Here is a 21577-nt window from a genome sequence, read left to right as displayed (position 1 = left end):
CCTAGCAGAGTTCCAGCCAGCGGATATGAACCGACAACGAAAAAGGGGCGCGGAAAATTCCGCGCCCCTTTGTTCAGGAACGCTGGACTGCTTCAGCCGCGCTTGGCGTCGATCGAATACGCGCCTGGGCCCGAGGAGGCGAGCACGAGGAAGCCGCCGGCAATGCCGAGGTTCTTCATGAAATTGATCATCTGCATTTGATCGGCCCAGCCGGTGTGGGCGACCAGCGCGGTGGCGACGGTGAAGATCGCCATTACCCAGCCGACGATCCTGGTCTGGAAGCCGACGAGGATGGCCAGGCCGCCAAGCAGTTCGATAAGGCCGACGACAATGGCGGTCACCATCGGCAGCGGCAGGCCAAGGCTGCCGAAATAGCCGGCGGTGCCGGCAATCGCCGTCAGCTTGCCGAAACCGGAAAGCAGGAAGATGACAGAAAGCAGGATGCGGCCGAGCAGGATCGTGCCCGAGGCGCCGGCGGCGGCGCCGGAACCGGCAAACGAATTGTTGGTGGACGTGTTGGTGGACATGCGTAACTCTCCAGAAGGGTTTGGCCAAACGGCTTGGGATACCCGCCTAGTTAGCGCAGGTCGACTGTTCACCAAAGACGTCAGATTGGTTACGGATTGTTCACCCAGGTAACGTTTTCGCGATGAACATGGGTGTTGTGATCCAGGCATCTCAACACCCTAGGCGGCATGGACAAATTTAGCCGGTATCTGGCGGTGGCGGTATGGACCATTGATCGGCAGCAATCCTTTCAGAATTCGCCATTCCGCCTCTGTCAGATCGCCTCTGCTCAAGCCCGCCTCCAAAAGCAGCCTTGAATCAATACAGTGAGACGTCGTCAATAGCCGCTGCGCAAGGCTTGGCAGTGCGTGTCGACCTTACGACAGCAGGCGGCCGGAGATGAGTTGCTGGATCAAACGTGCGTCGTGCTCAGGGCCGGGCGATTGGTACCACTCTTTATCCCCGCTGACCCATGCATCAGTCGCACGAATACCATTCGGCGAACCCTCGAGACGGACGCCATAGATGCAGGCTCCTGTCCACGAACGATGAAAATAGAGCCAGCCATTCTCAAAAAATATGAACCACTTATCGTCCATATCCCGCGGAACGTGCCCAAGCCTGATCTTCTCGCCTTCGGCGTCCGAATACAGCAGTGCAAGATCTATCCGATCTTGCTGCGCTGGGAGGGGGAGCGTTTTCCAAGAGGAGCGTGTGGCTGCTTGCATGCCTCATCTAACCAAAGCGATGAAAATCACACAACGAGCGATTTGCAGGCCGCTCAAATTTGTCCACGCCGCCTAGCCCGGATGCGTCATGTCCTCCGGCCGCACCAGCCGCTCATAGTCGGCTTCACTGACCAGCCCGGTGGCCAGCGCTTCCTCGCGCAGCGTGGTGCCGTTCTTATGTGCCGCCTTGGCGATCTTGGCGGCGTTGTCGTAGCCGATCGTCGGCGCAAGCGCCGTCACCAGCATCAGCGAACGGTCGAGCGCCGCCTTGATGTTGTCTTCGCGGGCCTCGATGCCGACGACGCAATTGTCGGTAAAGGACACCGAAGCGTCGGCCAGCAGTTGTACCGATTGCAGAAAACAATAGGCCATCAGCGGATTGTAGACGTTGAGTTCGAAATGGCCCTGACTGCCGGCGAAGCTGATCGCCGCATTGTTGCCGAACACCTGGACGCAAACCTGTGTCATCGCCTCGCATTGGGTCGGATTGACCTTGCCAGGCATGATCGACGAGCCCGGTTCGTTTTCCGGCAGCGACAATTCGCCGAGGCCCGAACGCGGGCCGGAGCCGAGCAGGCGGATGTCGTTGGCGATCTTGAACAGCGCCGCCGCGCAGGCATTGATGGCGCCGTGAGAGAACACCATGGAATCATGGGCGGCCAGCGCCTCGAACTTGTTCGGCGCAGTGACGAAATCGATGCCGGTGATCGCGGCGATGCGCGCCGCCACCTTTTCGGCAAAACCGACCGGAGCGTTGAGACCGGTGCCGACCGCGGTGCCGCCTTGCGCCAATTCCTGCAGGCCGGGCAGGGTCATTTCGATGCGCTTGATCGACGAGGCGACCTGCGCCGCATAACCGGAGAACTCCTGGCCGAGCGTCAGCGGCGTCGCGTCCTGCGTGTGGGTGCGGCCGATCTTGACGATGTGGGCGAAAGCCCTGGTCTTGGCGTCGAGTGCCGCGTGCAAATGTCTCAGCGCCGGCAGCAGGTCGTGAATGATGCGCTCGGCGCAAGCGATGTGCATGGCCGTCGGATAGGTGTCGTTCGATGACTGGCTCATGTTGACGTGGTCATTGGGATGCACCGGCTTCTTCGACCCCATGACGCCGCCCAAAAGCTCGATCGCGCGGTTGGAAATCACCTCATTGGCGTTCATGTTGGACTGCGTGCCTGAGCCGGTTTGCCAGACGACCAGCGGGAAATGGTCGTTCAGCTTGCCGTCGATGACCTCCTGAGAGGCCTCGATAATGGCCTTGCCGATCGCCGGATCGAGTCGCTTCAGCTCCATGTTGGCTTCGGCGGCCGCCCGCTTGACGATGCCCAGCGCCCGCACGATCGAGGCCGGCTGTTTCTCCCAGCCGATCTTGAAGTTGGCCAGCGAACGCTGCGCCTGCGCGCCCCAATAGCGGTCCGCAGCGACCTCGATGGGACCGAACGTGTCGGTTTCGGTTCTGGTCTCTGGCGCGCTCACGAAATCTCTCCGGTTTGCAATTTGCAAACGGCGTATCGCGTTGCACAAACGCCTTCAAGCGGAGATTGCGGGCGATGGAGATGCAAATCGGTTGAAGCCGCGCCTTTTCCTTCTCCCACAAGCGAGGAGGAGGGCGCGCTCCTCACCCCGCCGTATACCCGCCGTCGATCGCAAAGATACCGCCGCTGGTCCATGCCGCCTCGTCGCTGGCGAGATAGACCGCGATGCCGGCAAGGTCGCTGGTCCGGCCGATGCGGCCGAGCGGATAGCTGCGCTCGACATAGGCCTTGAGCTCGGCTTGCGCGGCTTCCGGCAGGTTTTCGATCGACCTGCGCCGCATCGCTGTGTCGACCGTGCCGGGCGCGATGGCGTTGACCCTTATGCCGCGCGGCCCGAGCTCGAAGGCGAGCGATTTGGTCAGCGAATTGAGCGCGCCCTTCGACAGCGAATAGAGGCTGGACGGCCGCTTCGGGATCATCTTGTGCGCAAAATAGGACGAGATGTTGATCACGGAAGCCGCGCCCGGCGCGAGATGCGGCAACAGCCGTTGCGTGAGGAAGAATACCGCCGTGACGTTGAGCGCGAACGATTGCTGGAACTGGTCCTCGCTGACGGTCTCGAACGGTACCAGGAATGCCACGCCGGCGTTGTTGACGAGGATATCGAGAGGTGGGCCGCGCCTGGCATGCTCGACCACGGCGTCGATGCCGGCGCTGGCCGACAGGTCGGCCGACAGCGTTTCGACATTATTCCCGAGCTGCTCGCGGGCGGCGTCGAGTTTTTTGCCGTCGCGGCCGACGATCAGCACGCCAGCGCCTTCGCGCAAGAAGGCATCGGCGATTGCCAGCCCAATCCCGTCCGAGCCGCCGGTGACCAGTGCCCGTTTGCCGCCCAGTCTCATTCAACACTCCCGCGCATTGCCGTCTTGTCTGATTAAGGAGAACAGCGCCGTTGCCAATTGTGGTCAAGCCGCCGGGCTATCCTACAATATGAACTTTCGGCTGATGCGCCTGTCTATTCGGCAGCGGCTGCACCGCGCCGAACAGCCAGGCGGGTAGCGACGAAATCCTTGACCTGATGAATGGCCTGTTCACGCGTAACGCTGCCGGGCTGCAGGCCAAGCCGCAACCACAGCCCGTCGATCAGGGCGGTGACGCCGAACGCGATCTCGTCAGCATCGCGCGCCGGCGCCAGAACGCGCAGGCCGGACAGCAGGTTGGAGCGCATGCGCGCATGGATCACCTTCTGGATGCGGGCAAGCTTTTCGTCGCGCGGCACCTCCGCGCAAAGCGAAAGCCAAGCGTGGCAGAGGGACGGCTGGAAGAGATGCGGCTCGAAATTGCCTTCGATGATGGCATCTATCCGTTGCATTGGCGTACGCGCCTGCCTCAATCGCTCCACCACCGCATGACGCAGCACCAGGTTCGATTCGCGCATGGCATGCTCGAAAAGCTCCCGCTTGCTGTTGAAATAGTGCAGCACGATGCCCTTCGATGCGCCGGCCTGTGCCGCCACTTTTTCTATGGTGGCGCCAGCTATGCCTTCGCGCTGAAGCACGGCAAAGGCGGCTTGCCGCAGCTCCTTGCGGCGTATGTCGCTGAGACGCTTGAGTTTCACGGGCCGGGATCCATGCATCGAAAACCGACGTTGACATTTTTGTCCGCCGAGATCAATGATTGACCGTTGGGACAATTTAAAAACCGAATGGTCAACATCGTTGGTGAAATGAGGAGAACCGAAATGCTTCGTTGCCTTGGAATAGGCGCCTCGCTCTGCGTCCTGCTGGCGATCCAGCCGGCCATTGCGGCTGAACCCGAGCAGTGCAAGGTCGTGCGCATGGCCGAGCCTGGATGGAACGACCTTGCCTTCACCACCGGCGTCACCAGCGTCTTGCTCGATGCGCTCGGCTACAAGCCGGCAAGTTCGCTTCTGGGCATCAACGTCATCTATGAATCCTTGAAGAACAATGATTTAGACGTGTTCCTTGGCTATTGGGATCCGGCGATGATCACCTACTACGAGCCCTATAAGAAGGACGGCTCGGTGGACGATGTGCGCGTCAATCTCGTCGGCGCCAAATACACCTTTGCCATGCCGACTTACGTCTGGGAGGCCGGCGTCAAGGATTTTGCCGACCTGCAAAAGTTCGCCGACAAGTTCGGCAGGAAGATGTACGGCATCGAGCCGGGCTCGAACCAGCTGATGATGGACGCCATCGCCGATAAGTCGCTGGGCCTCGATGGCTGGCAGGTCGTCGAATCGAGTGAAGCCGGCATGCTTTCCGAGGTCGGCTACGAGATCAAGGAAAAGCGCTTCATCGTCTTCCAGGGTTGGGCGCCGCATCCAATGAACACGATGTACAACTTCAAATATCTGAGCGGCGGCGACAAGTTCTATGGCCCGAACTTCGGCGCCGCGACGGTGACGACGCAGGTGCGCAAGGGCTATCTGCAGCAATGCCCGAATGTCGGGCAGTTGCTGAAGAATCTCGCCTTCGACATCGATTTCGAAAATCTCGGCATGGGCTATCTCATCAATGACGGCATGAAGCCGGAGGAAGCCGGCCTGAAGGCGGTCAAGGAGAATCCGGATAGGCTCGGCGCCTGGCTTGCCGGTGTCACCACATTCGATGGCAAGCCCGCGCTCGACGCAGTCAAGCAGCAGCTCGGCCTGTGATATCGGCCGATCAGGCGGGCTGGAACGGCCGCAAGCGCAAGGTCGGTGCTGAAACGGCCTGCGTCGAAATCGCCGGGCAGGAGCCCGCGCTGGTGCTGGTGCACGGCTTCTCCGACACGAGCCGCAGCTTCTCCTTGCTGGCGCCGCATCTCGCCGGGCGCCGGCGTATCATTCCAGACCTGCGCGGGCATGGCGCCTCGCCGGCCGGGACACGCGGCTTCGCCCCGGCGGATTTCGCGGAAGATGTGGCGAGTTTGATCGAGCGATTGCGGCTCGAGCGGCCGGTTCTGGTCGGGCATTCCCTGGGCAGCATGGTGGCGATCGAGGCAGCCGCGCGCTACCCCGAGATGATCGGTGGCCTGGTGCTGATGGCCGGAACGCTGCGGCCGCAGATCGGTGAGGATCACCCGATGACCATTGGTGTGCGGGCACTTCGAGACCCGATATCGCCGGCCGATCCGTTCTATGAATATTGGCATGCCTGCGAGGCCGAGGTTCCAGCGGACTTCCTGACCATTGCTGCAAAGGAAGCGTCAGCCATGCCGGCGGCACTTTGGTGCGCAATCCTGGAGCAGGTTCGGCGCGTCGATCTGACCGACAAGGCGCGCACGCTGCGCCTGCCGGTGCTTGTCATTGCGGGCGGGCGCGACCTGCTCTTCGACGAAACGCACCAACGGCGGCTCCTCGAAGAAATCCCCGCCGCCGCGTTTGTTAGCGCGGTGCGATGCGGACACAACCCGCACTGGGAGGATCCGGCATTGGTTGCGGCAGCCATCGCCCGGTATTTCAAGGTCTGGAATGAAGCCGACCTCGAAGCGACCGGCAATCTGGGCTGAGAGCAGTCATGAACCTTTCCGAATACGTGGCGTTGGATGCCGTCGCCCTGGCCCGGCATGTTCGCTCCGGTGAACTGTCGGCTGTCGAGGTCGTTGAGGCGGCTATCGAAGCGATCGAACGCATCAATCCCGCCATCAATGCCGTGACACTGATCGATGCGGACCGGGCGCTTTCCGCGGCGGCAAGCTGCAACCGGCAGGCCGCACTCGCCGGCATTCCCTTCTTGGTCAAGGACACCGGCGTCAATGTACGGGAGTGGCCGACAACGCACTCGTCGCTCTACTTCAAGGATGTCGCGCCGAAGCCCGACAGCGAGATCGTCCGGCGCTGGCGGGCCGCCGGTCTGATCTTGCTGGGAAAGACAAACACGCCTGAATTTGCCAACGACTTCGTCACCGAACCCAGCTTTCGCGGCCCCACCTTGAACCCCTGGGATCCTTCGCTGACGGCGGGCGGCTCAAGCGGCGGAGCTGCCGCCGCGGTGGCAAGCGGCATGGTGCCGGCCGCCCACGGTTCCGACATCGGCGGCTCGATCCGGGTGCCGGCTGCCTGTTGCGGCGTGTTCGGCATGAAGCCGTCGCGCGGGCTCACGCCTGTCGGCCCCTATCGAGGTCAGGTCGGCGCCGGGCTCTACGCCGACAGTGTCCTATCCCGCACCGTTCGGGACAGCGCCGCCATGCTGGACATGACTGCCGGTCCAGAACAAGGAGCGCCTTACTCCGTGCTGAAATCGGTGCCATCCTACCTGGACTGGCTGTTTTCGCCCGGCGAGCGTCTGCGCATCGCGTGCCTGGCGCACCGGCCGGATGGCACGCCGGTCGCGTCCGAGATCGGGGAAAAATTCCAGAAAGCCATAAGCCTCCTCGAGGACATGGGGCACGAGGTCACAGAGGCGCGTTTCCCGCGGGAAGCCAGTGCCGAAGCGGACTGGAGCATCTTCTGGATGTCGGAGGTCGCGCGGCTGGTTGACGAGCGCGCCGATGAGATCGGGCGGATGCCGGGGGCCGGCGAAATCGAAAGCCTGACTCGTCACGCTCTCGACAGTTTTCGGCGATCCTCGGCCGCCGATTATCTCAGGGCGCAGGACCATGTGCACAGCGCTTCGCTGGCGATGGCGATGGCGTTCGATGGGTTCGACCTGATCATGACGCCGACGACGGCCGAGCTTACGCCCCGGCTTGGCGCCATCCATGGCGATGGTGCTCTCTTCGATTACGAGGCTTGGGCGAGCCGGGCCTACGGCTTTGCGCCCTTCACCGAAATCTTCAATGTCACCGGGCAACCGGCCGCCAGCCTGCCGCTTTTTCAGTCGAAGGGCGGCCTGCCGATTGGCATTCAGCTTATTGGCCGCAAGAACGAGGACCACCGGCTGCTTCGCGTTTCCCTTGACCTGGAGCAGGCAACCGCATGGACGGCGCGTTACCAGGCGATCCTGCCAGACACTTTCAGGCATGAACCAGGAGGCTCCGGCGACCTAGGGGGCGTCAACGATGTTGGTTCATACCGAAATTGGGTGCTGCCCGAGCAGCGATCGCGCCGTCGGTAACAGACGCAAAACCCCCGCGGGCCTGGCGAATTCCCCTTGTACGGTCTGCTGAAGCGCCTGCCAGTCCGGGGAGGCGGCCAAGGCCGCTTCGTGCCGGGCATACGCTTCGGCGCTGGCGAAACCCGTGACGCTGATGAAGACGTTTTCGCTGGCCCGCACCGGCAGCCGCGGAAAGCTGTTTTCGGCATGTTCGGTGACGAAGGCGGCCAGCGGGTGTGCGCCAAATGCGGCAAGCACCGGAAGAGCCGCGGTCTGGAAGTCCCTGGCGAAGCCGGCTTCCAGGCCTGGTCGCAAATGATGAATCTTGATGACAACAATTGTCTGCAAAGCACTGCTTGCGCTTGGTTCTTCGAGATCCGTCTGGATTGCTCGTTGCGATCCCGAGAGGTCGAAGCCGGCGCCGGGCCAGGCCGGCCTCAGCAGCAGCACGTCGTCGGAATCGATCATCGTGGCGTTGGCGGCATCGCGCCAGGCAGCCCAGACCGGCCCGTCATAGAAGGCGGTCAGAGCGTTTTTCCGCGCTTCCATGCCGTCGAAGCCGCGCAGCCAGACGAACATGTCCGGCCGGTCGAGATCGCGGAACTGGCCGATGATGGTCATTCCCGCGGTTTCCTGCCCCTCGATCAGGTGATTGTCGAAGATGCCGATCAGCGTCTCGCGCCGGCCGGGTTTCAGCGTGTATTGCCTGAGTTCGACGACGGGCGAGGCGAGCAGATCGGGATTAGGTATGGCGTTCAAAGGCAGGTTCATCGCGCGAGCTCCAAAACAGGACAGTCATCCTGTTTTGCAAAACAGACCGGTTGTCCTGTTTTGTCAATCTGCTATCGTGTGAAGATGTCAGCAGAGATATCCGCTCGCCCAAGGTCGCGGGCTCAAAAACGCACCAACGACCCCGAACGCATGCGCAAGAAAGTGCTCGACGTCGCCGAGGAGGCGTTTCAGGCACGCGGCTATCATGCATCCAGCATGGGCGACCTGATGGCGACGGCGGGCGTCACCGGTGGTGCGCTGCACCACCATTTCGCGACCAAGAAGGCGCTGGCGCTTGCAGTGATCGAGGAGCGGGTCGCCGCCGCAGTCGAAGAGACATGGATCGCACCGGTGCGGATGGCTCCCTCAGCGCGCGAGGGCGTGCGCTCCGTGTTCGCGGCCGTCGCGGCGGAGCTGGAGCGGCAAGGTTTCGTGCGCGGTTGCCCGCTCAACAACCTGGCGCATGAGCTGTCGCTTGCCGATCCGGATTTCCGCATTGCCCTTGCCGGCATTTTTTCGGCCTGGCGCCAGGCGATCGCCGATAAGATCAGCGCCGACCAGCGGGCGGGACGGGAGCTGGGCACTGATCCGCAGCGCTTCGCAGCGCTTGCTGTCGCCAGCTATTCGGGCGCCATGTCGATGGCCAAGACCGCACAGGACGCAAGCGTGCTGCGCGACTGCCTGATGGGGTTGGAGCAGGGAGTTATGTCGTCCAAAGCAGGAACGAGGCGACGTAGCAGGATACTGCACAGAGCCCTTTGACGCCGGCAGGACAGTCGCTCACTATGACCGAGGCGGGGAGGCCGAGCTCTTAATTCGGCAGCGGCTTTATCAGCTCGTAGCCGACCACGCTTTCAGCGCTGGTGCCCTCGTCATAGCGCCTGGCCACAACTGCCTGCAGATCGGGTGCGTAAAGCGCGGTGAACTCGTCCCGCGTCTCGCCGGCCTCGCTCCTGATCGTCTGCTTGACCGCGAGCACGGCGTATTTGCAATCACCCAGGCTGAACGTCTCCTTGCCCTTGACGTTGATCTCCAGCGTCTCGGTGGCCTTCGGCGGCTTGTTCGGTGCAAGACGGGCAAACACGATCTTGCTCTTGGCCCCCGCCTTCAGTGGGAACACCTTCCTGAGATCGGAGAACGGGATCATCGCCATCTGCCCTGTGCTGCTGTCGCGAAACACTTCGATCAGCCCGCCGAACAGGTACTGCGACTGCGGCGATTGCGACTGGTATTTATTGGCAACCGCCACCATTCCGCCCGCCGCCGGACGAAATTCGCTGTGGATGCCAGGCCTTTCGAGAACGAAGCCGGCCTTGGCCGATTTGGCGTCGATGCACGCGGAGGCGTGCGCTGCGCTCGTCATCGCCAGGATCGCCATTGTCATGCCGATGGATGCAGTTTTCATGGCGTCCTCCTCTGCCCGCGCAAGTTGAATGCCGAAAGCAATGCCAGACCTGGGAGAACGTGTCGACACACTTTGCGAGCAACTGGACTGCCGGTTCGCGTCGTGCTGAATTTTAGCGCATGATGCATCGCATTTCCGCCCGACCGGTCTCCCGGCGCAGTTTCCTGATGAAGGCAGCGGCCGTTGCCGCGGCCGGCGCCGTTTCGCGCCCGGCCTTCGGCCAGACCGGGCAGCGCATTCCGCCGATCGACGCCACCTTCCTGTTTATCGCTGATGTCCATGCCTGTCGCATGGCGAACGGATTGAGCCCGCACTGCGAGCAGGAAGGCAAGACCGACGCCGCCCTGCTGCGCAATGTCGCCGCACTCAACGGCGTCGCCGACAGACAATGGCCAGCTGAAATCAACGGCGTGGCCACCGGTCTGCATTCGACGGGCAATATCGGCACGCCGCTCGGCCTCGTCGTTGGCGGCGACATCACCGATGATGGTGGCGGCCAGATCACCCAGCCCAGCGAAGGCACGCAGCTGCTCCAGTTCAGCCAGCGCTACCAGCAGGGCGTTGGCCCCGACCGCGTGCACATGCCGGTCTATGTCGGCCTCGGCAATCACGACCTCGACCAGAACGGCCCGCGCTCGCATGTCGACTGGTACCGCCGCGAAATGCGCGACTACGTCGAGGTCAATCACCGCCCCGGCGTTTTCTTCAAGCCGCCCGCGCCGGCGACCAACTACGATCTCGAGACCGATTGCTATTCATGGGATTGGGGCGGTCTGCATCTTGTCCAGACGCACCGTTTTGCCGGCGATACCGGCCATGGCGCAGTCAGCAGCCTGCCATGGCTGAAGCAGGACCTGGCGACCTATGCCGGCGACGGCCGCCCGGTCATCCTGTTCCAGCATTATGGCTGGGATAATTTTTCGATCGAAAGATGGGACGCCGCCGAGAAGACCTTCGACGACAACGGCACGGGCCCACCGCATTGGTGGAGCGAAGCCGACAGGCAGGCGCTGCTGGCTGTGCTGAAGGGCTACAACGTCGTCGGCATCTTCCATGGCCACCAGCACGCGACGCCGATGATCTATCACCGTGACGGGCTCGATTTGTTCAAGCCGAAGGCTGCCTTCATGGGCGGCTTTGCGTTGGCGCGGGTGACCGGCAGCAGCATGGATGTGGTTCTGGGCGAAGCCGCCGGAGATCATGGCGAGGTCGCCTTCACCAATGCGTACAGCAAAAGTCTGACTTTCTGACGGGCAGGAGAGGCCCAAAAAAGGCGGCCGAGCCGCCTTTTTCTGGTTTGCGAAGCCTCGGCGTCAAAGCGCCTTCTTCACCTTGTGCTTCACGTCGCCGTAAGCCTTCTGCATCTTGCCGGTCGCCTTGTCGACGTCACCTTCGGCCTCGGTGCGCCTGTTGCCGGTGGCCTTGCCGGCGGTCTGCTTGACCGAGCCCTTGGCTTGCTTGGCAACGCCGGCAACCTGATCCTTGTTCACCATCTCGCATCTCCTGAACCGTTCGCCTGGAGAAACGGTCGCGGATCGCTTAGGTTCCGGGTTCGGCCCGTCGATTGCGATAGCTTCCGGCCGCGAAGCCGACAGGATAGGGTGCGCCAGGACGCCCGAACAGACAGGGGCCGGAGGGACAATGGCTGAATTCACGCTCTTCATCGGCAACAAATGTTTTTCGTCGTGGTCACTGAGGCCGTGGCTGGCGATGAAGTATCTGGAGATCCCGTTCGAGGAAGGTCTTGTGCGCCTGCGCACGCCCGAGACCGCGGCCAATCTGGCCAGGATATCGCCGACAGGCCAGGTGCCGGTGCTGAACCATCGGCTGCCGAATGGCGAGGTCCGGATCGTCTGGGAAACCCTTGCCATCCTTGAATACCTCGCCGAGCTGTTTCCTGGGAAAAAGCTCTGGCCGGCCGACATCGGCGCCCGCGCGCTGGCCCGCTCGGCGGCGACAGAGATGCATTCCGGCTTTCGCGAGGTCCGCTATGGCTGGCCGATGAATTTGCGCCGGCCAAAAGGCCACAAGCCGCTCGACGCCGAAGGTGAGGCACAACGGGCGCGCATCGAGGAGCTATGGCGCGAATGCCGCGAAAAATACGGCAAAGGCGGCCCGTTCCTGTTTGGCCATTTCACCGCGGCCGACGCCATGTACGCGCCGGTCGTCACCCGCTTCGACACCTATGGCGGCACGCTGGCAACCGATACCCGCGCCTATGTCGACGCCGTGCTTTCGATGCCGGCGATGCGCTACTGGTATGCCGAGGCGGCGAAAGAGCCTTGGCCGGAGCCCGGCCCCGACGAATAGAGCCGAGCAAAGCTGGTCTTCCACTTCGCCGCCCGCGGCCTATCTGAAGATCGGGCTGGGGCCTTGGAGACTTCACAATGATATCTGTTCCTTCCGCATTGGCCGGCAAGGTCGCACTCGTTACCGGCGCATCGTCGGGCATTGGCGAGGCGACGGCTGCGGCTCTGGCCGCCGCCGGGGCCAAGGTGGCGATTGCGGCGCGCCGCACCGATCGCCTCAAAGCGCTGGCCGCGCGTATAGAAGAGGCCGGCGGCGCGGCGCTCCGCATCGAGGCCGATGTCACCAGCAACGATGATGTCACCGGGATGGTCGACAAGGTTGTCGACGAATGGAGCCGCCTCGACATCCTCGTCAACAATGCCGGGGTGATGCTTCTGTCGCCGGCCGCCGAGGCCGTGCTCGACGACTGGCGCCGCATGGTCGAGCTCAACCTGCTGGCGCTGATGGGGGTCACCAAGGCGGCGCTGCCGCATCTCAGGGCCGCCAAGGGTCACATCGTCAACGTCTCGTCGGTCGCGGGCCGTGTCGCCAATCCGGGGGCCAGCGGCTATGCAGCAACCAAGTTCGGCGTCGTCGGCTTTTCCGAATCGCTGCGCCGCGAAGTCTACGCCGACAAGGTTCGCGTCACCGTTATCGAGCCCGGCCTGGTGCGCACCGAGCTCGGCGACCACATCACCAATCCGGCGTTCAAGGCTGATCTGGACAAGCGGCTCGCCGCCATGGAGGCGCTGACCGCCGAGGACATTGCCGCGGCCATTCTCTACGCCGTGAGCCAGCCGCCACACGTCAACGTCAACGAGATCGTCATCCGCCCGACCGACCAGGAACGATGAACGGCGTCGGATCTTTCGCTACGCCTCAAATCCCGCCCGCAGGAAATCGCCACATTCCTCGACCAGCCGCGACGGGTCCCTCGCGAGGTAGACGCCGAAATCCGCCATCGGCGCCGGCGGCAAGTTGAAGCGTCCGTTGAGGCTTTGGCAGTCGGGCGGCAGTCCTTCATGCAGCAGAAGCCCGATGCCAAGCCCGGCCCTCAGCGCCGAGATCAGTGTCGCGAAGGTCGACACGCGGCAGCCGATCTTCCAGCCGATCCCGGCCTCGGCGAGCGAAGCCAGCATCCTGTCCTGCCAGGAGCAGGCGCCTTCGAAGATGATCAGCGGCAGCTCGACCTCGTCGTCGATCTCGATCATGCGGCTTGCCGCCCAGACCAGCTGTCGTGACAGATGGCCTCGCGGCGCCATTGTGAAGCGCGCCGGATCGGCCATGACGATGTCGCATCTTCCTTCGCCCAGCGACTTGCTGAGATCGCTGCTGCTGGCCGATGTCAGTTCGATCTCCACGGAAGGATGCCGGCGCCGGAAGTCGGCGATGATCAACGGCAGCCGCGTTACCGCCAAATCCTCGACGATGCCCAGCCGGACACGGCCGACCAGCCTGCGGCCTTCTATCTCACGCCTGGCATCGTCGCCGATCGCGATGGCCTTGCGGGCGAAGGCGAGCAGGATCTCGCCGGCCTCGGTCAGCGTCACGCCGCGCGGCGAGCGGTGCAGCAGCTCGGCGCCGACTTCGCCCTCGAGGCGCTGAAGCTGCATGCTCACCGCCGCCTGGGTGCGGGCAAGCCGATCGGCTGCCCGGCTCACCGTCCCGGTATCGGCCACGGTGACGAAGGCGCGCAGCAGTCTGACGTCGATATCTCCGGTCATAAGAATTCCTGATAGCTGTGTCAGCACTATCAGGCTATCCGAAAGCCCGATCTGAATTCAAGGTCTGCTCGCACGAACGAAAACAGGAGCAGCCACCCTGTCCTACAGAAGAAGATTTGAGGAACTCGGCGTCGCCTGGCCGTCGCTCGAGCGGCCCGCTTTGCCGTTCTCGCCGACGGTTCGCGTCGCCGACATCGTCTATGTCTCCGGCCAAATACCCGAGATCGGGCCGGAGATCGCCGCGATCGGCCAGGTTGGCGCAGAGATCGATCTGGCTGCTGCGCAGAACGCCGCCCGGCTTTGCGCTGCCAACATCGTCTATTGGCTGGACAGGGAACTGGACGGCAATCTCGACCGCGTCGTGAAATTCGCCAAGTTGACCGTCTATGTGAATGCGGCGGCCGGCTTTTCGGCCTATTCGGAGGTCGGCAACGGAGCATCCGAATTTCTGCTCCATGTTTTCGGCGGGCGTGGCGAGCACGCCCGCTGCTCGCTCGGAATGGCCGGCTTGCCGGCCAATGTTCCGGTCGAAGCCGACGCTATCGTGCATGTCCGCTGATGCACCCCCAAAGCATGCCCTCGGGCCTGATCCCGAGGCTGCGCAGTGAAACAAAAACCAGGAGGAGACTTGGCTTGATTAGCGCAAATCTTGAGGGGCGGAAGGCGCTTGTCCTCGGCGGAGGCAAGGGCCTCGGTTTCGGCGTTGCCGAAGCGCTCGCGGCGAAAGGTGCCGAGATCATCCTGGTCGGACGAGGGGAGGCGACCCTGGATGCGGCACGGCGCGCGATCGACGCCGCCGGCCACATCTGCTCGACCTTCAGCGCCGACCTCTCCGACCACGACAGTGTCTCCCGGCTGATCCATGCCGTCGAGGACGAGCATCAGCGGATCGACATCGTCCTGCTCAATGGCGGCGGCCCGCCGCCCTTCGCGGCCAGCGTCTTCGATGTGAGCGTCTGGGAGAAACAGTTCACCAGCATGGTGCTAAGCCAGATGCGCATCGCCATTTCTTTCCTGCCAAGCATGCAGGCGCGGCGCTGGGGACGCATCATCGCTGTTTCTTCGACTTCTGTCCGCGAACCGATCCCCGGCCTTACCGCTTCGAACGCGTTGCGTGCCTCGCTCGCCGGCTGGGCCAAGACGCTGGCCGGCGAAGTGGCGGCGGACGGCGTCACCGTCAACCTGTTGCTGCCGGGCCGTTTTGCAACGGACCGGACGAAACAGTTCGACGCCGTGGACGCAGCCGACAGGGGTGTCGCCGTTGAGGTGGTCGCCGCCGAGAGTCAGGCCGAGATCCCGGCAAAGCGCTACGGCAGCCCCGCCGAATTCGGCGCGGTTGCCGCATTCCTGGCCAGCGACGACGCCGCCTATGTTACCGGCGTGGCGTTGCCGGTGGATGGCGGGCTCAGCCGCGGCATGCTGTGAGGGGCAGGTGATGACGGCACGATTGCGTGCATCTCACAGGAACGCCCCTCGTGCCTTTTATCTGCGCGGGGGGCGTCCTGTTTGTCGTCCGCCTTTCTCAAGATCGCTCTTTCGAGAACGGCTTTCGACATCGAAAAAAATGCCCTGGCCCCGAAATGGTTCCCGGCTGGAGCAATTCCAGGACAAGTGTGAACGATTTTCCGTCCGGAATTGCGCAAAAACAAAGAGCTCCAAGTGGTTTTTGGCAGGCAATAGCCCGGCTTTTGCTGTCGGATTTGCCGGCGCGCCGGTCGCCGCCGCGCGTCTCCGCGAGTGTCGCAAATCAAAAAATTGACACGGCGCGCAAAGAAGTCTATAAGAACTTTGTCGATGTTTGTTTGACCGACTTTTGTTATCCGCGTGCCAAGGCGCGCCTTTGACGAACTTCCCCATCAAAATCGAGACAAACGTTGTTGTGCATCCGCATGACGACGAACGAATATTTGCCATGGAAAGGGTTCGTTATGAGCACAGGCACAGTTAAATGGTTCAACGCCACCAAGGGTTTTGGTTTTATTCAGCCTGACGACGGTTCTGCCGACGTTTTCGTCCACATCTCAGCCGTCGAGCGCGCCGGAATGCGCGACATCGTCGAGGGCCAGAAGCTTGGCTACGAGATGGTCCGCGACAACAAGTCGGGCAAGATGTCCGCCGACCAGTTGAAGGCGGCGTAAAACGGAATTCAGCTTCACCGGTGACCACGGATGTACTGGCACCGGTGAATGGCTAATTCCAGCGCATGATCGCGGGAGGCTAAGTCCCCAGTTCATGCGCATGAGAAGAGCGTCTCTTTGCGCGTCTCTCGGGATGCGCGGGCGCTCTCATGGAAGGTCAGGCGGTGCCTGGCCTTTTTCATTTTTGCGCTTCGACCGCCGAAAGAGCGCTGCTCGACGGCCCGGACGTGCTAAGGACGCTTCAGCAATTTGAAACCGGCTGCCGTATTGCTTTGTGCGGGATCCTGGCCGAAGACCAGTCTCGTCACCTTTTGGGCGGCGCGCTCCGAACCGGGAGAAAGACCTTGACCGAACCTTCAAAAAAACCTCGCGACCAGGCCGAATCCATCTTCAGCAAGACGCGGACCCAGTCGATGTCGCTCGACCGCATCAATTCCGAACGGGATGCCGTCAGCCAGGCCCGCGAAGCCAAGACCGCACGGCTGCGCGAACTGCGCCTGGAAAAGGAAGCCGACGACATGGCGGCGGCGGTTGCGCTCGCGGCCTCGCCGAAACGCGCGGGCAAACGCTGATGGCCACCAAACGTGTGCCTCAAAAGGCGATCGCCGCCGATTCGACCATTGCCGATGTCGTGGGCGAACTCGACAAGCCGGTCGAATATGTCCGGCGCGTGCTCGAAAAGCTCGAGCGCTGCCGGCGTGTCCACGGCGATGCCCAGGTGCGGCTCGGCGTGCGCGGCCGCGCCGAATGCCCCAATTATCTGATCGAATACGTCCGGGAAAACGCCAAGACCCGCGAGCGCGTGACCTACCACGATGCTGCCTACAGCGGCAGCACGCATCGCGAGCTGGCGCCCCGGCACATCGAGGAGGCCAGGAACTGGTCGCCCGAAGAAATGAACATCACGGCCGTTTCGGCGCTCATCGGCCGCCTTCGCAATCCGAACGCGCCATCATCGCGTTTCTCTGACGAGGATTGATATGGCAATCAAGTTTTCCGCCAAGGGGCAACCGGCAGCTCCTGCTGCCGCCGTGAAGCCGGCCAAGCCGGCCGCCGCGCCAAAAACCGGCGAAGCCGCCGAAGCGGGCACCGATCTGTTCAGGTCGCCGGCCGAAGCGTCGCCGCGCAAGCCAAAGAAGAAATAGCGCCCTTGCAGCAAAATGCCGGCCGGAAATCGGCGCCAAGGCTGCTTGCCCTGGCGGTCGCAGAGGATTTTTCGTCGCCACAAGAGGGTCCCGACCCGGTTGCCTTCGATTGCCAGACCTGTGGCGCCTGCTGCGCCTACTCGTCAAGATGGCCGCGCTTTTCAACCGAGGATGACGCTCAGCTCGACCTTATCCCGCAAAAATACGTGGCTGCCGACGAAGCCGGCATGCGCTGCGACGGCGCGCGCTGTTCGGCACTGTGCGGCGAAGTCGGCAAGTCGACCGCCTGCGGAATCTACGAGATCCGTCCCGACGTCTGCCGCGCGTGCATGCCGGGCGATGACGACTGCCTGATGGCGCGCCGGGCTCACGGACTGCCGACGCTGTAATGACAGCACACGGGCTGGCGTCTCAGGTTTGAAATTCGTCAGTCATATCATCGAAAGTCGCTGCGGTAGAGGCCGGGCGATCGTCCGGTCAACCGTTTGAACGCCTGCGAGAACGACGGCACGGATTCGTATCCGACGGCGCGCCCGATCTCGCCGATGTTCTGGTTCGTTTCGCGCAGAGCCTTGGCGGCAAGGTTCATCCGCCACCGGGTCACATAGGACAGCGGCGGCTGTCCCACCAGTTGAACGAAGCGACGCGCGAAGGTGGCTCGGGATTGTGCCGCGCCGCTGGCAAGGGAAGCGATGGTCCAGGGATTGCCCGGCCGCTCGTGGATCAGGCGCAAGGCCTGCGCAATGCCTTTGTCGCGCAAGGCGCCAAACCATCCCCCTGTTCCGAGTGGCTGATGTTCGATCCAGGCACGCAACAAGAAGATCAACGTGCTGTCGAGAAGGCGTGGGGCGACAATGTCGTGGCCGCCGAGATTGCCTTTCGCTTCGACCTGCAGAAGTTCCAGGGCAAGCCGCAGCGGGTCGCTGGTGGCGATCTGATTCCGGGTCAAATGAATCAGCGGAGGAAACAGCGAAACCATCGGATATGGCCCGACGCCGTCGAGTGAATACCTCGCACAAAGAAGAGTTGTCGCGCCGCTCTCGCTTTTCGGTTCTGGTCCGCTCCGATTTGCGGAAAGGACGGCGGATATAGATGCCGTTGGTGCACCCGCCGGATTGCAAAGGGCATGCCCGATACCGCTCGCGACAAGGATGACGTCTCCCTCGCCTAAGCGGATCGGCTCTTCTTCACCGGCTAGCCGCAACCAGCATTCGCCGTTCTGTATGACGTGGATGGCGGCATTCCTTGTCGGATCGACTGAAATACCCCATGGCCGATGCAGGGTCGCGCTGCCGATCATGGCGCTGCCAAATCGCAGCGAAGCAAGAACTTCGGACAAGGCGTCCATGAGAACCATCCTCCGACAATGAACCAGACGACGATATTAGACGATTGGATAAGAATCCAGGCGAATAGCGTATCGACCATCTCACAAGCGTGGCTGATCATGTTGGGCAATATCGGCCTGCGGACTCCTGTCCATGCCAGGCAAAAGCAGGCACCCCACGGAGCAAAAACATGCGTGACGAACCATCAAATCCAGTTCCAGCCAAGAGCTTTAATTCGCTCGAGACCAACAAGACGATCGTCCTGGACTTCATCGACAAAGCAGTAAACCAAGGCAACATCGACGCTGCTTCGATGCATTTTGGCGAACGCTACATCCAACATAATCCGAACATTGCGGATGGTGCAGACGGCTTCAAAGCCTATCTTCAACAGCTCAAACAGTCATTTCCCCTCGTGAGGGGAGAGGTGAAGCGGATTTTTGCCGAAGGGGATTTCGTCATCGTGCACATGCACGCAAAACGTGAACCCCAAGAGGAGGGCTTGGCCATTGTCGACATTTTCAGGCTGAAGGACAGCAAGCTCGTCGAACACTGGGAAGTTCGGCAGCCCATCGCGGACAGCAAGCTGCACGCCAACAGCATGATCTGAATGCGCATAGGCTCTCAGGCTGGCTTGTGCCCACACGTTTCGCTGATTACGCTGCCGGCGGCAGGGCCAACGCCGGGAGACCATCCGTGAGCATCGAATTCCTGTTGACGTCGCTGATTGTCGTGGCTTCGCCCGGCACCGGCGTTCTCTATACGCTGAGCGCCGGGCTTTCGCGTGGTGCGCGCGCCAGCATCACTGCCGCTGTCGGCTGCACGCTCGGCATCATCCCGCACATGGCGGCCGCCATCACCGGCCTCGCGGCACTGCTGCACACCAGCGCCGTCGCCTTCGAAACGCTGAAATATCTTGGCGTCGCCTATCTTCTCTACATGGCCTGGAACACGCTGAAGGAGAAGGGCGGCCTGAGCGTCGACGAAGATGTCGCGCCGCGATCCGCCGGCAAAGTGATCGCCTCCGGCATTCTGATCAACATCCTCAATCCGAAGCTGTCGATCTTCTTCTTTGCCTTCCTCCCGCAATTCGTCAGCACCACCGAACCGCATGCGCTGTCGAAGATGCTGGAACTCAGCAGCGTCTTCATGCTGCTCACCTTCTTGGTCTTTGTCGGCTACGGCGTTTTCGCGGCGTCGATCCGCAGCCATGTCGTGTCGCGGCCAAAGGTGCTGACCTGGATGCGCCGTACCTTCGCCGGAGCCTTTGTCATGCTCGGCGCCAAGCTGGCGCTGGCGGACCGGTAGCTCTCGCTCTTTTGACGCAATTCCGGACGGGAAACCGTTTTCACACCTTTCCTGGAATTGCTTACCGCTGCGGATCGGCCGGCCCGCCTGCGGTTTCGGAAGCCTCGCTGCCTCCGAAACCGGGCGCAGCGCGAACACCCAGCCGCCAGGCCGATGGCGGGACGCCGATCATCTTCTTGAACGCACGGCTGAACGCCGCCTCGGACTCGTAGCCGATTTCCGCCGCTATGTTTGCGACGTTGCTGTTGCCGGTGCTGAGCAGTTCCGAGGCAATCTGCATCCTCCATTTGGCGAGATAGTGCACCGGCGGCATCCCGACGAGCCTGGTGAAGCGCTCGGCCAGCACGGTGCGCGACAGCGCGGCCTCCTTCGCCAGCGCCTCCACCGTCCAATTGTGCGCCGGCCGGTCGTGGATCAGCGCCAGCGCCTTGCTCAGATGCGGATCGCGCAGGCCCGCCAGCCAGCCGGTTTGTTGTGGCGGCAGCGACTCCACATAACGGCGCAGCACGTCGACGAACATCAATTCGCTGAGCTTGGTGAGCACCGTCTCGCTGCCCGCACGCTTTTCCGCGACCTCCGACACCGCCAGCTTGATGAACTGGCCGAGCCAGCCGCCGTCGCCTTTCACGTCTCCGGCCTTGATGACCGGCGGCAGCGCTTCGAGTAGCGGATTGAAGGGCAGCGCATCGCAAGCGAGATAGCCGCATACCAGCCGGGCCGACAGCGATCCGTCCTTGACGTAGTTGATGGGAAACGGTGTCTGGCTGGCGGCGGCGATATCCAGCACATCCGCGGTCGGCGGATCCGCGCGCAGGGCCGGATTGCTCGACATGATATGCGGATCGCTCCTGGTGAAGACCACGACTTCGCCGGCCTCCACGGGTATCGCCTCCTTGCCGATGATGCGGGCGAAGCAGCGGCCGGCCGTGAGCACGTGGTAGGAAATCAGGTGATCCGCGCCCGGCAGTATCCTCGGCAGTATCGAGGCGGGGGAGGGCGAGCAGACCGCCCAGGGGTCCTGGGCCGCGATGTCGAAAAATGTCGCGCCGGTTAGACGCACCTTTTTCAAGAGGTCAGACAGAGGGTCCCCGGCCATTCCATCCATGTCCCGTAAGTTGCGCGGCAACCCGGCGCGACATCCCTTTCGAGTTCCGGACGCGCTGTCAAGTGAGGCGGACGCCCCGTCATTCCGTTCATTGCCGGAAGCTTTAAACCCGTCGGCGCTGAGCTCTGTCTCAAATCAGGTGCTGAGCGCAGTCGAACTCAAGAAAAATGAGGATCTAAGTTATGACGATACATAAGGGCGGGTGTTTTTGCGGCGCCGTGGAAATCGAAGTGCACGGAGCGGCCGAGGCAATGGGCTACTGCCATTGCAGTTCCTGTCGTTCGTGGTCGGCGTCTCCCGTGAACGCGTTCACGCTGTGGAAGCCGGAAAACGTCAAGGTCACCAAGGGCGAGGAGTTCCTGTCCGGCTTCGAGAAGTCAAACATGAGCGACCGTCAGTTCTGCACGAAGTGCGGCGGCCATCTGATGACCGATCATCCGCCGCTCGGACTGGTCGACGTCTATGCGGCCACGATACCGACGGTGAAGTTCACGCCGGGGGTTCACGTCAACTACGCCGAGACGGTCCTGCCGATGAAGGACGGATTGCCGAAGCTGAAAGACTTCCCCGCCGAACTCGGGGGCTCGGGCGTGAGCGTGCCGGAGTAACCCGGCAATGACA

29 protein-coding genes and 1 pseudogene are annotated in these 21577 nt (G+C 62.4%); 18 read left to right on the top strand and 12 right to left on the bottom strand.

Features of this window, described 5'->3' with window-relative positions; translation table 11 throughout:
* Positions 1–92 precede the first annotated feature (92 nt).
* The 5 genes from NKJ35_RS23440 to betI form a co-directional block, all read right to left on the bottom strand.
* A complete protein-coding gene (locus NKJ35_RS23440; RefSeq protein WP_352649723.1) occupies positions 93–527 on the bottom strand; it encodes a DoxX family protein in 435 nt (144 codons plus the stop codon).
* 357 nt (positions 528–884) lie between these two features.
* Positions 885–1235, bottom strand: a complete 351-nt coding sequence (locus NKJ35_RS23435; protein ID WP_352649722.1) for a hypothetical protein — start codon at positions 1233–1235, stop codon at positions 885–887.
* Positions 1236–1307: 72 nt separating this feature from the next.
* Complete coding sequence (gene fumC / locus NKJ35_RS23430; protein ID WP_352479297.1) at positions 1308–2705, bottom strand: class II fumarate hydratase; 1398 nt, start codon at positions 2703–2705, stop codon at positions 1308–1310.
* 142 nt (positions 2706–2847) lie between these two features.
* Entirely contained in the window at positions 2848–3606 is a 759-nt protein-coding gene (locus tag NKJ35_RS23425; RefSeq protein ID WP_352649721.1) for an SDR family NAD(P)-dependent oxidoreductase, read from the bottom strand.
* A gap of 113 nt (positions 3607–3719) precedes the next feature.
* Positions 3720–4322: a choline-binding transcriptional repressor BetI gene (gene betI / locus NKJ35_RS23420; protein ID WP_254820639.1), complete on the bottom strand. Its 603-nt coding sequence runs from the start codon at positions 4320–4322 to the stop codon at positions 3720–3722.
* Between the two features lie 123 nt (positions 4323–4445).
* Here betI and choX point away from each other — a divergent pair, with 123 nt between their 5' ends.
* From choX to NKJ35_RS23405, 3 genes are read left to right on the top strand one after another with little or no spacing between them, the layout of a single operon-like run.
* The gene (gene choX, locus NKJ35_RS23415; RefSeq protein ID WP_352649720.1) at positions 4446–5381 is read left to right on the top strand and encodes a choline ABC transporter substrate-binding protein; all 936 of its coding nucleotides are present in this window, start codon (positions 4446–4448) and stop codon (positions 5379–5381) included.
* Positions 5378–6217 (top strand): alpha/beta fold hydrolase, encoded by an 840-nt coding sequence (locus NKJ35_RS23410; protein WP_352649719.1) that lies wholly within the window; start codon positions 5378–5380, stop codon positions 6215–6217. Before choX ends, NKJ35_RS23410 begins: the two co-directional genes overlap by 4 nt.
* 8 nt (positions 6218–6225) lie before the next feature.
* Positions 6226–7764, top strand: a complete 1539-nt coding sequence (locus tag NKJ35_RS23405) for an amidase (RefSeq protein ID WP_352649718.1) — start codon at positions 6226–6228, stop codon at positions 7762–7764.
* Here the strand turns inward: NKJ35_RS23405 and NKJ35_RS23400 are convergent.
* On the bottom strand, positions 7717–8514 hold the full coding sequence (locus NKJ35_RS23400) for an NIPSNAP family protein (RefSeq protein WP_352649717.1): 798 nt from the start codon (positions 8512–8514) through the stop codon (positions 7717–7719). The two genes, NKJ35_RS23405 and NKJ35_RS23400, sit on opposite strands and share 48 nt — an antisense overlap.
* A gap of 150 nt (positions 8515–8664) precedes the next feature.
* Here NKJ35_RS23400 and NKJ35_RS23395 point away from each other — a divergent pair, with 150 nt between their 5' ends.
* Positions 8665–9276, top strand: coding sequence for an LmrA/YxaF family transcription factor (locus NKJ35_RS23395; RefSeq protein ID WP_352649716.1), 612 nt, complete (start codon positions 8665–8667; stop codon positions 9274–9276).
* Between the two features lie 49 nt (positions 9277–9325).
* Here NKJ35_RS23395 and NKJ35_RS23390 read toward each other — a convergent pair whose 3' ends face one another.
* On the bottom strand, positions 9326–9919 hold the full coding sequence (locus tag NKJ35_RS23390; protein WP_352649715.1) for a hypothetical protein: 594 nt from the start codon (positions 9917–9919) through the stop codon (positions 9326–9328).
* Between the two features lie 119 nt (positions 9920–10038).
* Here NKJ35_RS23390 and NKJ35_RS23385 point away from each other — a divergent pair, with 119 nt between their 5' ends.
* On the top strand, positions 10039–11169 hold the full coding sequence (locus NKJ35_RS23385) for a metallophosphoesterase (RefSeq protein WP_352649714.1): 1131 nt from the start codon (positions 10039–10041) through the stop codon (positions 11167–11169).
* A gap of 63 nt (positions 11170–11232) precedes the next feature.
* Here the strand turns inward: NKJ35_RS23385 and NKJ35_RS23380 are convergent, their stop codons facing one another.
* A complete protein-coding gene (locus NKJ35_RS23380; protein WP_352479307.1) occupies positions 11233–11412 on the bottom strand; it encodes a CsbD family protein in 180 nt (59 codons plus the stop codon).
* A 148-nt stretch (positions 11413–11560) separates the two neighbouring features.
* On the opposite strand from NKJ35_RS23380, the gene NKJ35_RS23375 reads away from it, so the two are divergent.
* The gene (locus NKJ35_RS23375) at positions 11561–12229 is read left to right on the top strand and encodes a glutathione S-transferase family protein (protein WP_352649713.1); all 669 of its coding nucleotides are present in this window, start codon (positions 11561–11563) and stop codon (positions 12227–12229) included.
* A 77-nt stretch (positions 12230–12306) separates the two neighbouring features.
* A complete protein-coding gene (locus tag NKJ35_RS23370) occupies positions 12307–13062 on the top strand; it encodes an SDR family NAD(P)-dependent oxidoreductase (protein WP_352649712.1) in 756 nt (251 codons plus the stop codon).
* Positions 13063–13080: 18 nt separating this feature from the next.
* Here NKJ35_RS23370 and NKJ35_RS23365 read toward each other — a convergent pair whose 3' ends face one another.
* Positions 13081–13932, bottom strand: a complete 852-nt coding sequence (locus NKJ35_RS23365; RefSeq protein WP_352649711.1) for a LysR family transcriptional regulator — start codon at positions 13930–13932, stop codon at positions 13081–13083.
* Positions 13933–14092: 160 nt separating this feature from the next.
* On the opposite strand from NKJ35_RS23365, the gene NKJ35_RS23360 reads away from it, so the two are divergent.
* The 8 genes from NKJ35_RS23360 to NKJ35_RS23325 all read left to right on the top strand — a co-directional run bounded on the left by NKJ35_RS23360 (position 14093) and on the right by NKJ35_RS23325 (position 17604).
* On the top strand, positions 14093–14491 hold the full coding sequence (locus NKJ35_RS23360; protein WP_502904669.1) for a RidA family protein: 399 nt from the start codon (positions 14093–14095) through the stop codon (positions 14489–14491).
* 74 nt (positions 14492–14565) lie between these two features.
* Positions 14566–15357, top strand: coding sequence for an SDR family oxidoreductase (locus NKJ35_RS23355; RefSeq protein WP_352649710.1), 792 nt, complete (start codon positions 14566–14568; stop codon positions 15355–15357).
* Between the two features lie 50 nt (positions 15358–15407).
* A complete protein-coding gene (locus NKJ35_RS23350; protein WP_352649709.1) occupies positions 15408–15776 on the top strand; it encodes a hypothetical protein in 369 nt (122 codons plus the stop codon).
* An 84-nt stretch (positions 15777–15860) separates the two neighbouring features.
* Positions 15861–16070 carry a cold-shock protein gene (locus NKJ35_RS23345; protein ID WP_010915421.1) on the top strand — a complete coding sequence of 70 codons (210 nt, stop codon included), beginning with the start codon at positions 15861–15863 and terminating at the stop codon, positions 16068–16070.
* Positions 16071–16414: 344 nt separating this feature from the next.
* On the top strand, positions 16415–16642 hold the full coding sequence (locus tag NKJ35_RS23340) for a hypothetical protein (RefSeq protein ID WP_352508855.1): 228 nt from the start codon (positions 16415–16417) through the stop codon (positions 16640–16642).
* Positions 16642–17049, top strand: coding sequence for a hypothetical protein (locus NKJ35_RS23335; RefSeq protein WP_352649708.1), 408 nt, complete (start codon positions 16642–16644; stop codon positions 17047–17049). Before NKJ35_RS23340 ends, NKJ35_RS23335 begins: the two co-directional genes overlap by 1 nt.
* A gap of 1 nt (position 17050) precedes the next feature.
* Positions 17051–17215: a hypothetical protein gene (locus NKJ35_RS23330; RefSeq protein ID WP_352649707.1), complete on the top strand. Its 165-nt coding sequence runs from the start codon at positions 17051–17053 to the stop codon at positions 17213–17215.
* A 50-nt stretch (positions 17216–17265) separates the two neighbouring features.
* Positions 17266–17604 (top strand): YkgJ family cysteine cluster protein, encoded by a 339-nt coding sequence (locus NKJ35_RS23325; RefSeq protein ID WP_352649752.1) that lies wholly within the window; start codon positions 17266–17268, stop codon positions 17602–17604.
* Between the two features lie 47 nt (positions 17605–17651).
* On the opposite strand, the gene NKJ35_RS23320 is transcribed toward NKJ35_RS23325, so the two are convergent.
* Positions 17652–17975, bottom strand: coding sequence for a helix-turn-helix domain-containing protein (locus NKJ35_RS23320; RefSeq protein ID WP_352649751.1), 324 nt, complete (start codon positions 17973–17975; stop codon positions 17652–17654).
* Positions 17976–18071: 96 nt separating this feature from the next.
* Positions 18072–18515: pseudogene (locus NKJ35_RS23315) on the bottom strand (cupin domain-containing protein); the annotation flags it as partial.
* A gap of 218 nt (positions 18516–18733) precedes the next feature.
* Between NKJ35_RS23315 and NKJ35_RS23310 the strand changes: the two are divergent.
* Entirely contained in the window at positions 18734–19153 is a 420-nt protein-coding gene (locus NKJ35_RS23310; RefSeq protein WP_352649706.1) for a nuclear transport factor 2 family protein, read from the top strand.
* Positions 19154–19239: 86 nt separating this feature from the next.
* Positions 19240–19851 (top strand): LysE family translocator, encoded by a 612-nt coding sequence (locus NKJ35_RS23305; protein WP_352649705.1) that lies wholly within the window; start codon positions 19240–19242, stop codon positions 19849–19851.
* A gap of 61 nt (positions 19852–19912) precedes the next feature.
* Here the strand turns inward: NKJ35_RS23305 and NKJ35_RS23300 are convergent, their stop codons facing one another.
* Positions 19913–20956, bottom strand: a complete 1044-nt coding sequence (locus NKJ35_RS23300; RefSeq protein WP_352649704.1) for an AraC family transcriptional regulator — start codon at positions 20954–20956, stop codon at positions 19913–19915.
* 182 nt (positions 20957–21138) lie between these two features.
* Between NKJ35_RS23300 and NKJ35_RS23295 the strand changes: the two genes are divergently transcribed.
* Complete coding sequence (locus tag NKJ35_RS23295) at positions 21139–21564, top strand: GFA family protein (RefSeq protein ID WP_352649703.1); 426 nt, start codon at positions 21139–21141, stop codon at positions 21562–21564.
* The last annotated feature ends 13 nt before the right edge of the window (positions 21565–21577 follow it).

Origin of the sequence: Mesorhizobium sp. M0136 (assembly GCF_040322515.1) — a bacterium.
Classification (GTDB): domain Bacteria; phylum Pseudomonadota; class Alphaproteobacteria; order Rhizobiales; family Rhizobiaceae; genus Mesorhizobium.
This window is presented reverse-complemented; position numbering and strand designations above follow the sequence as displayed.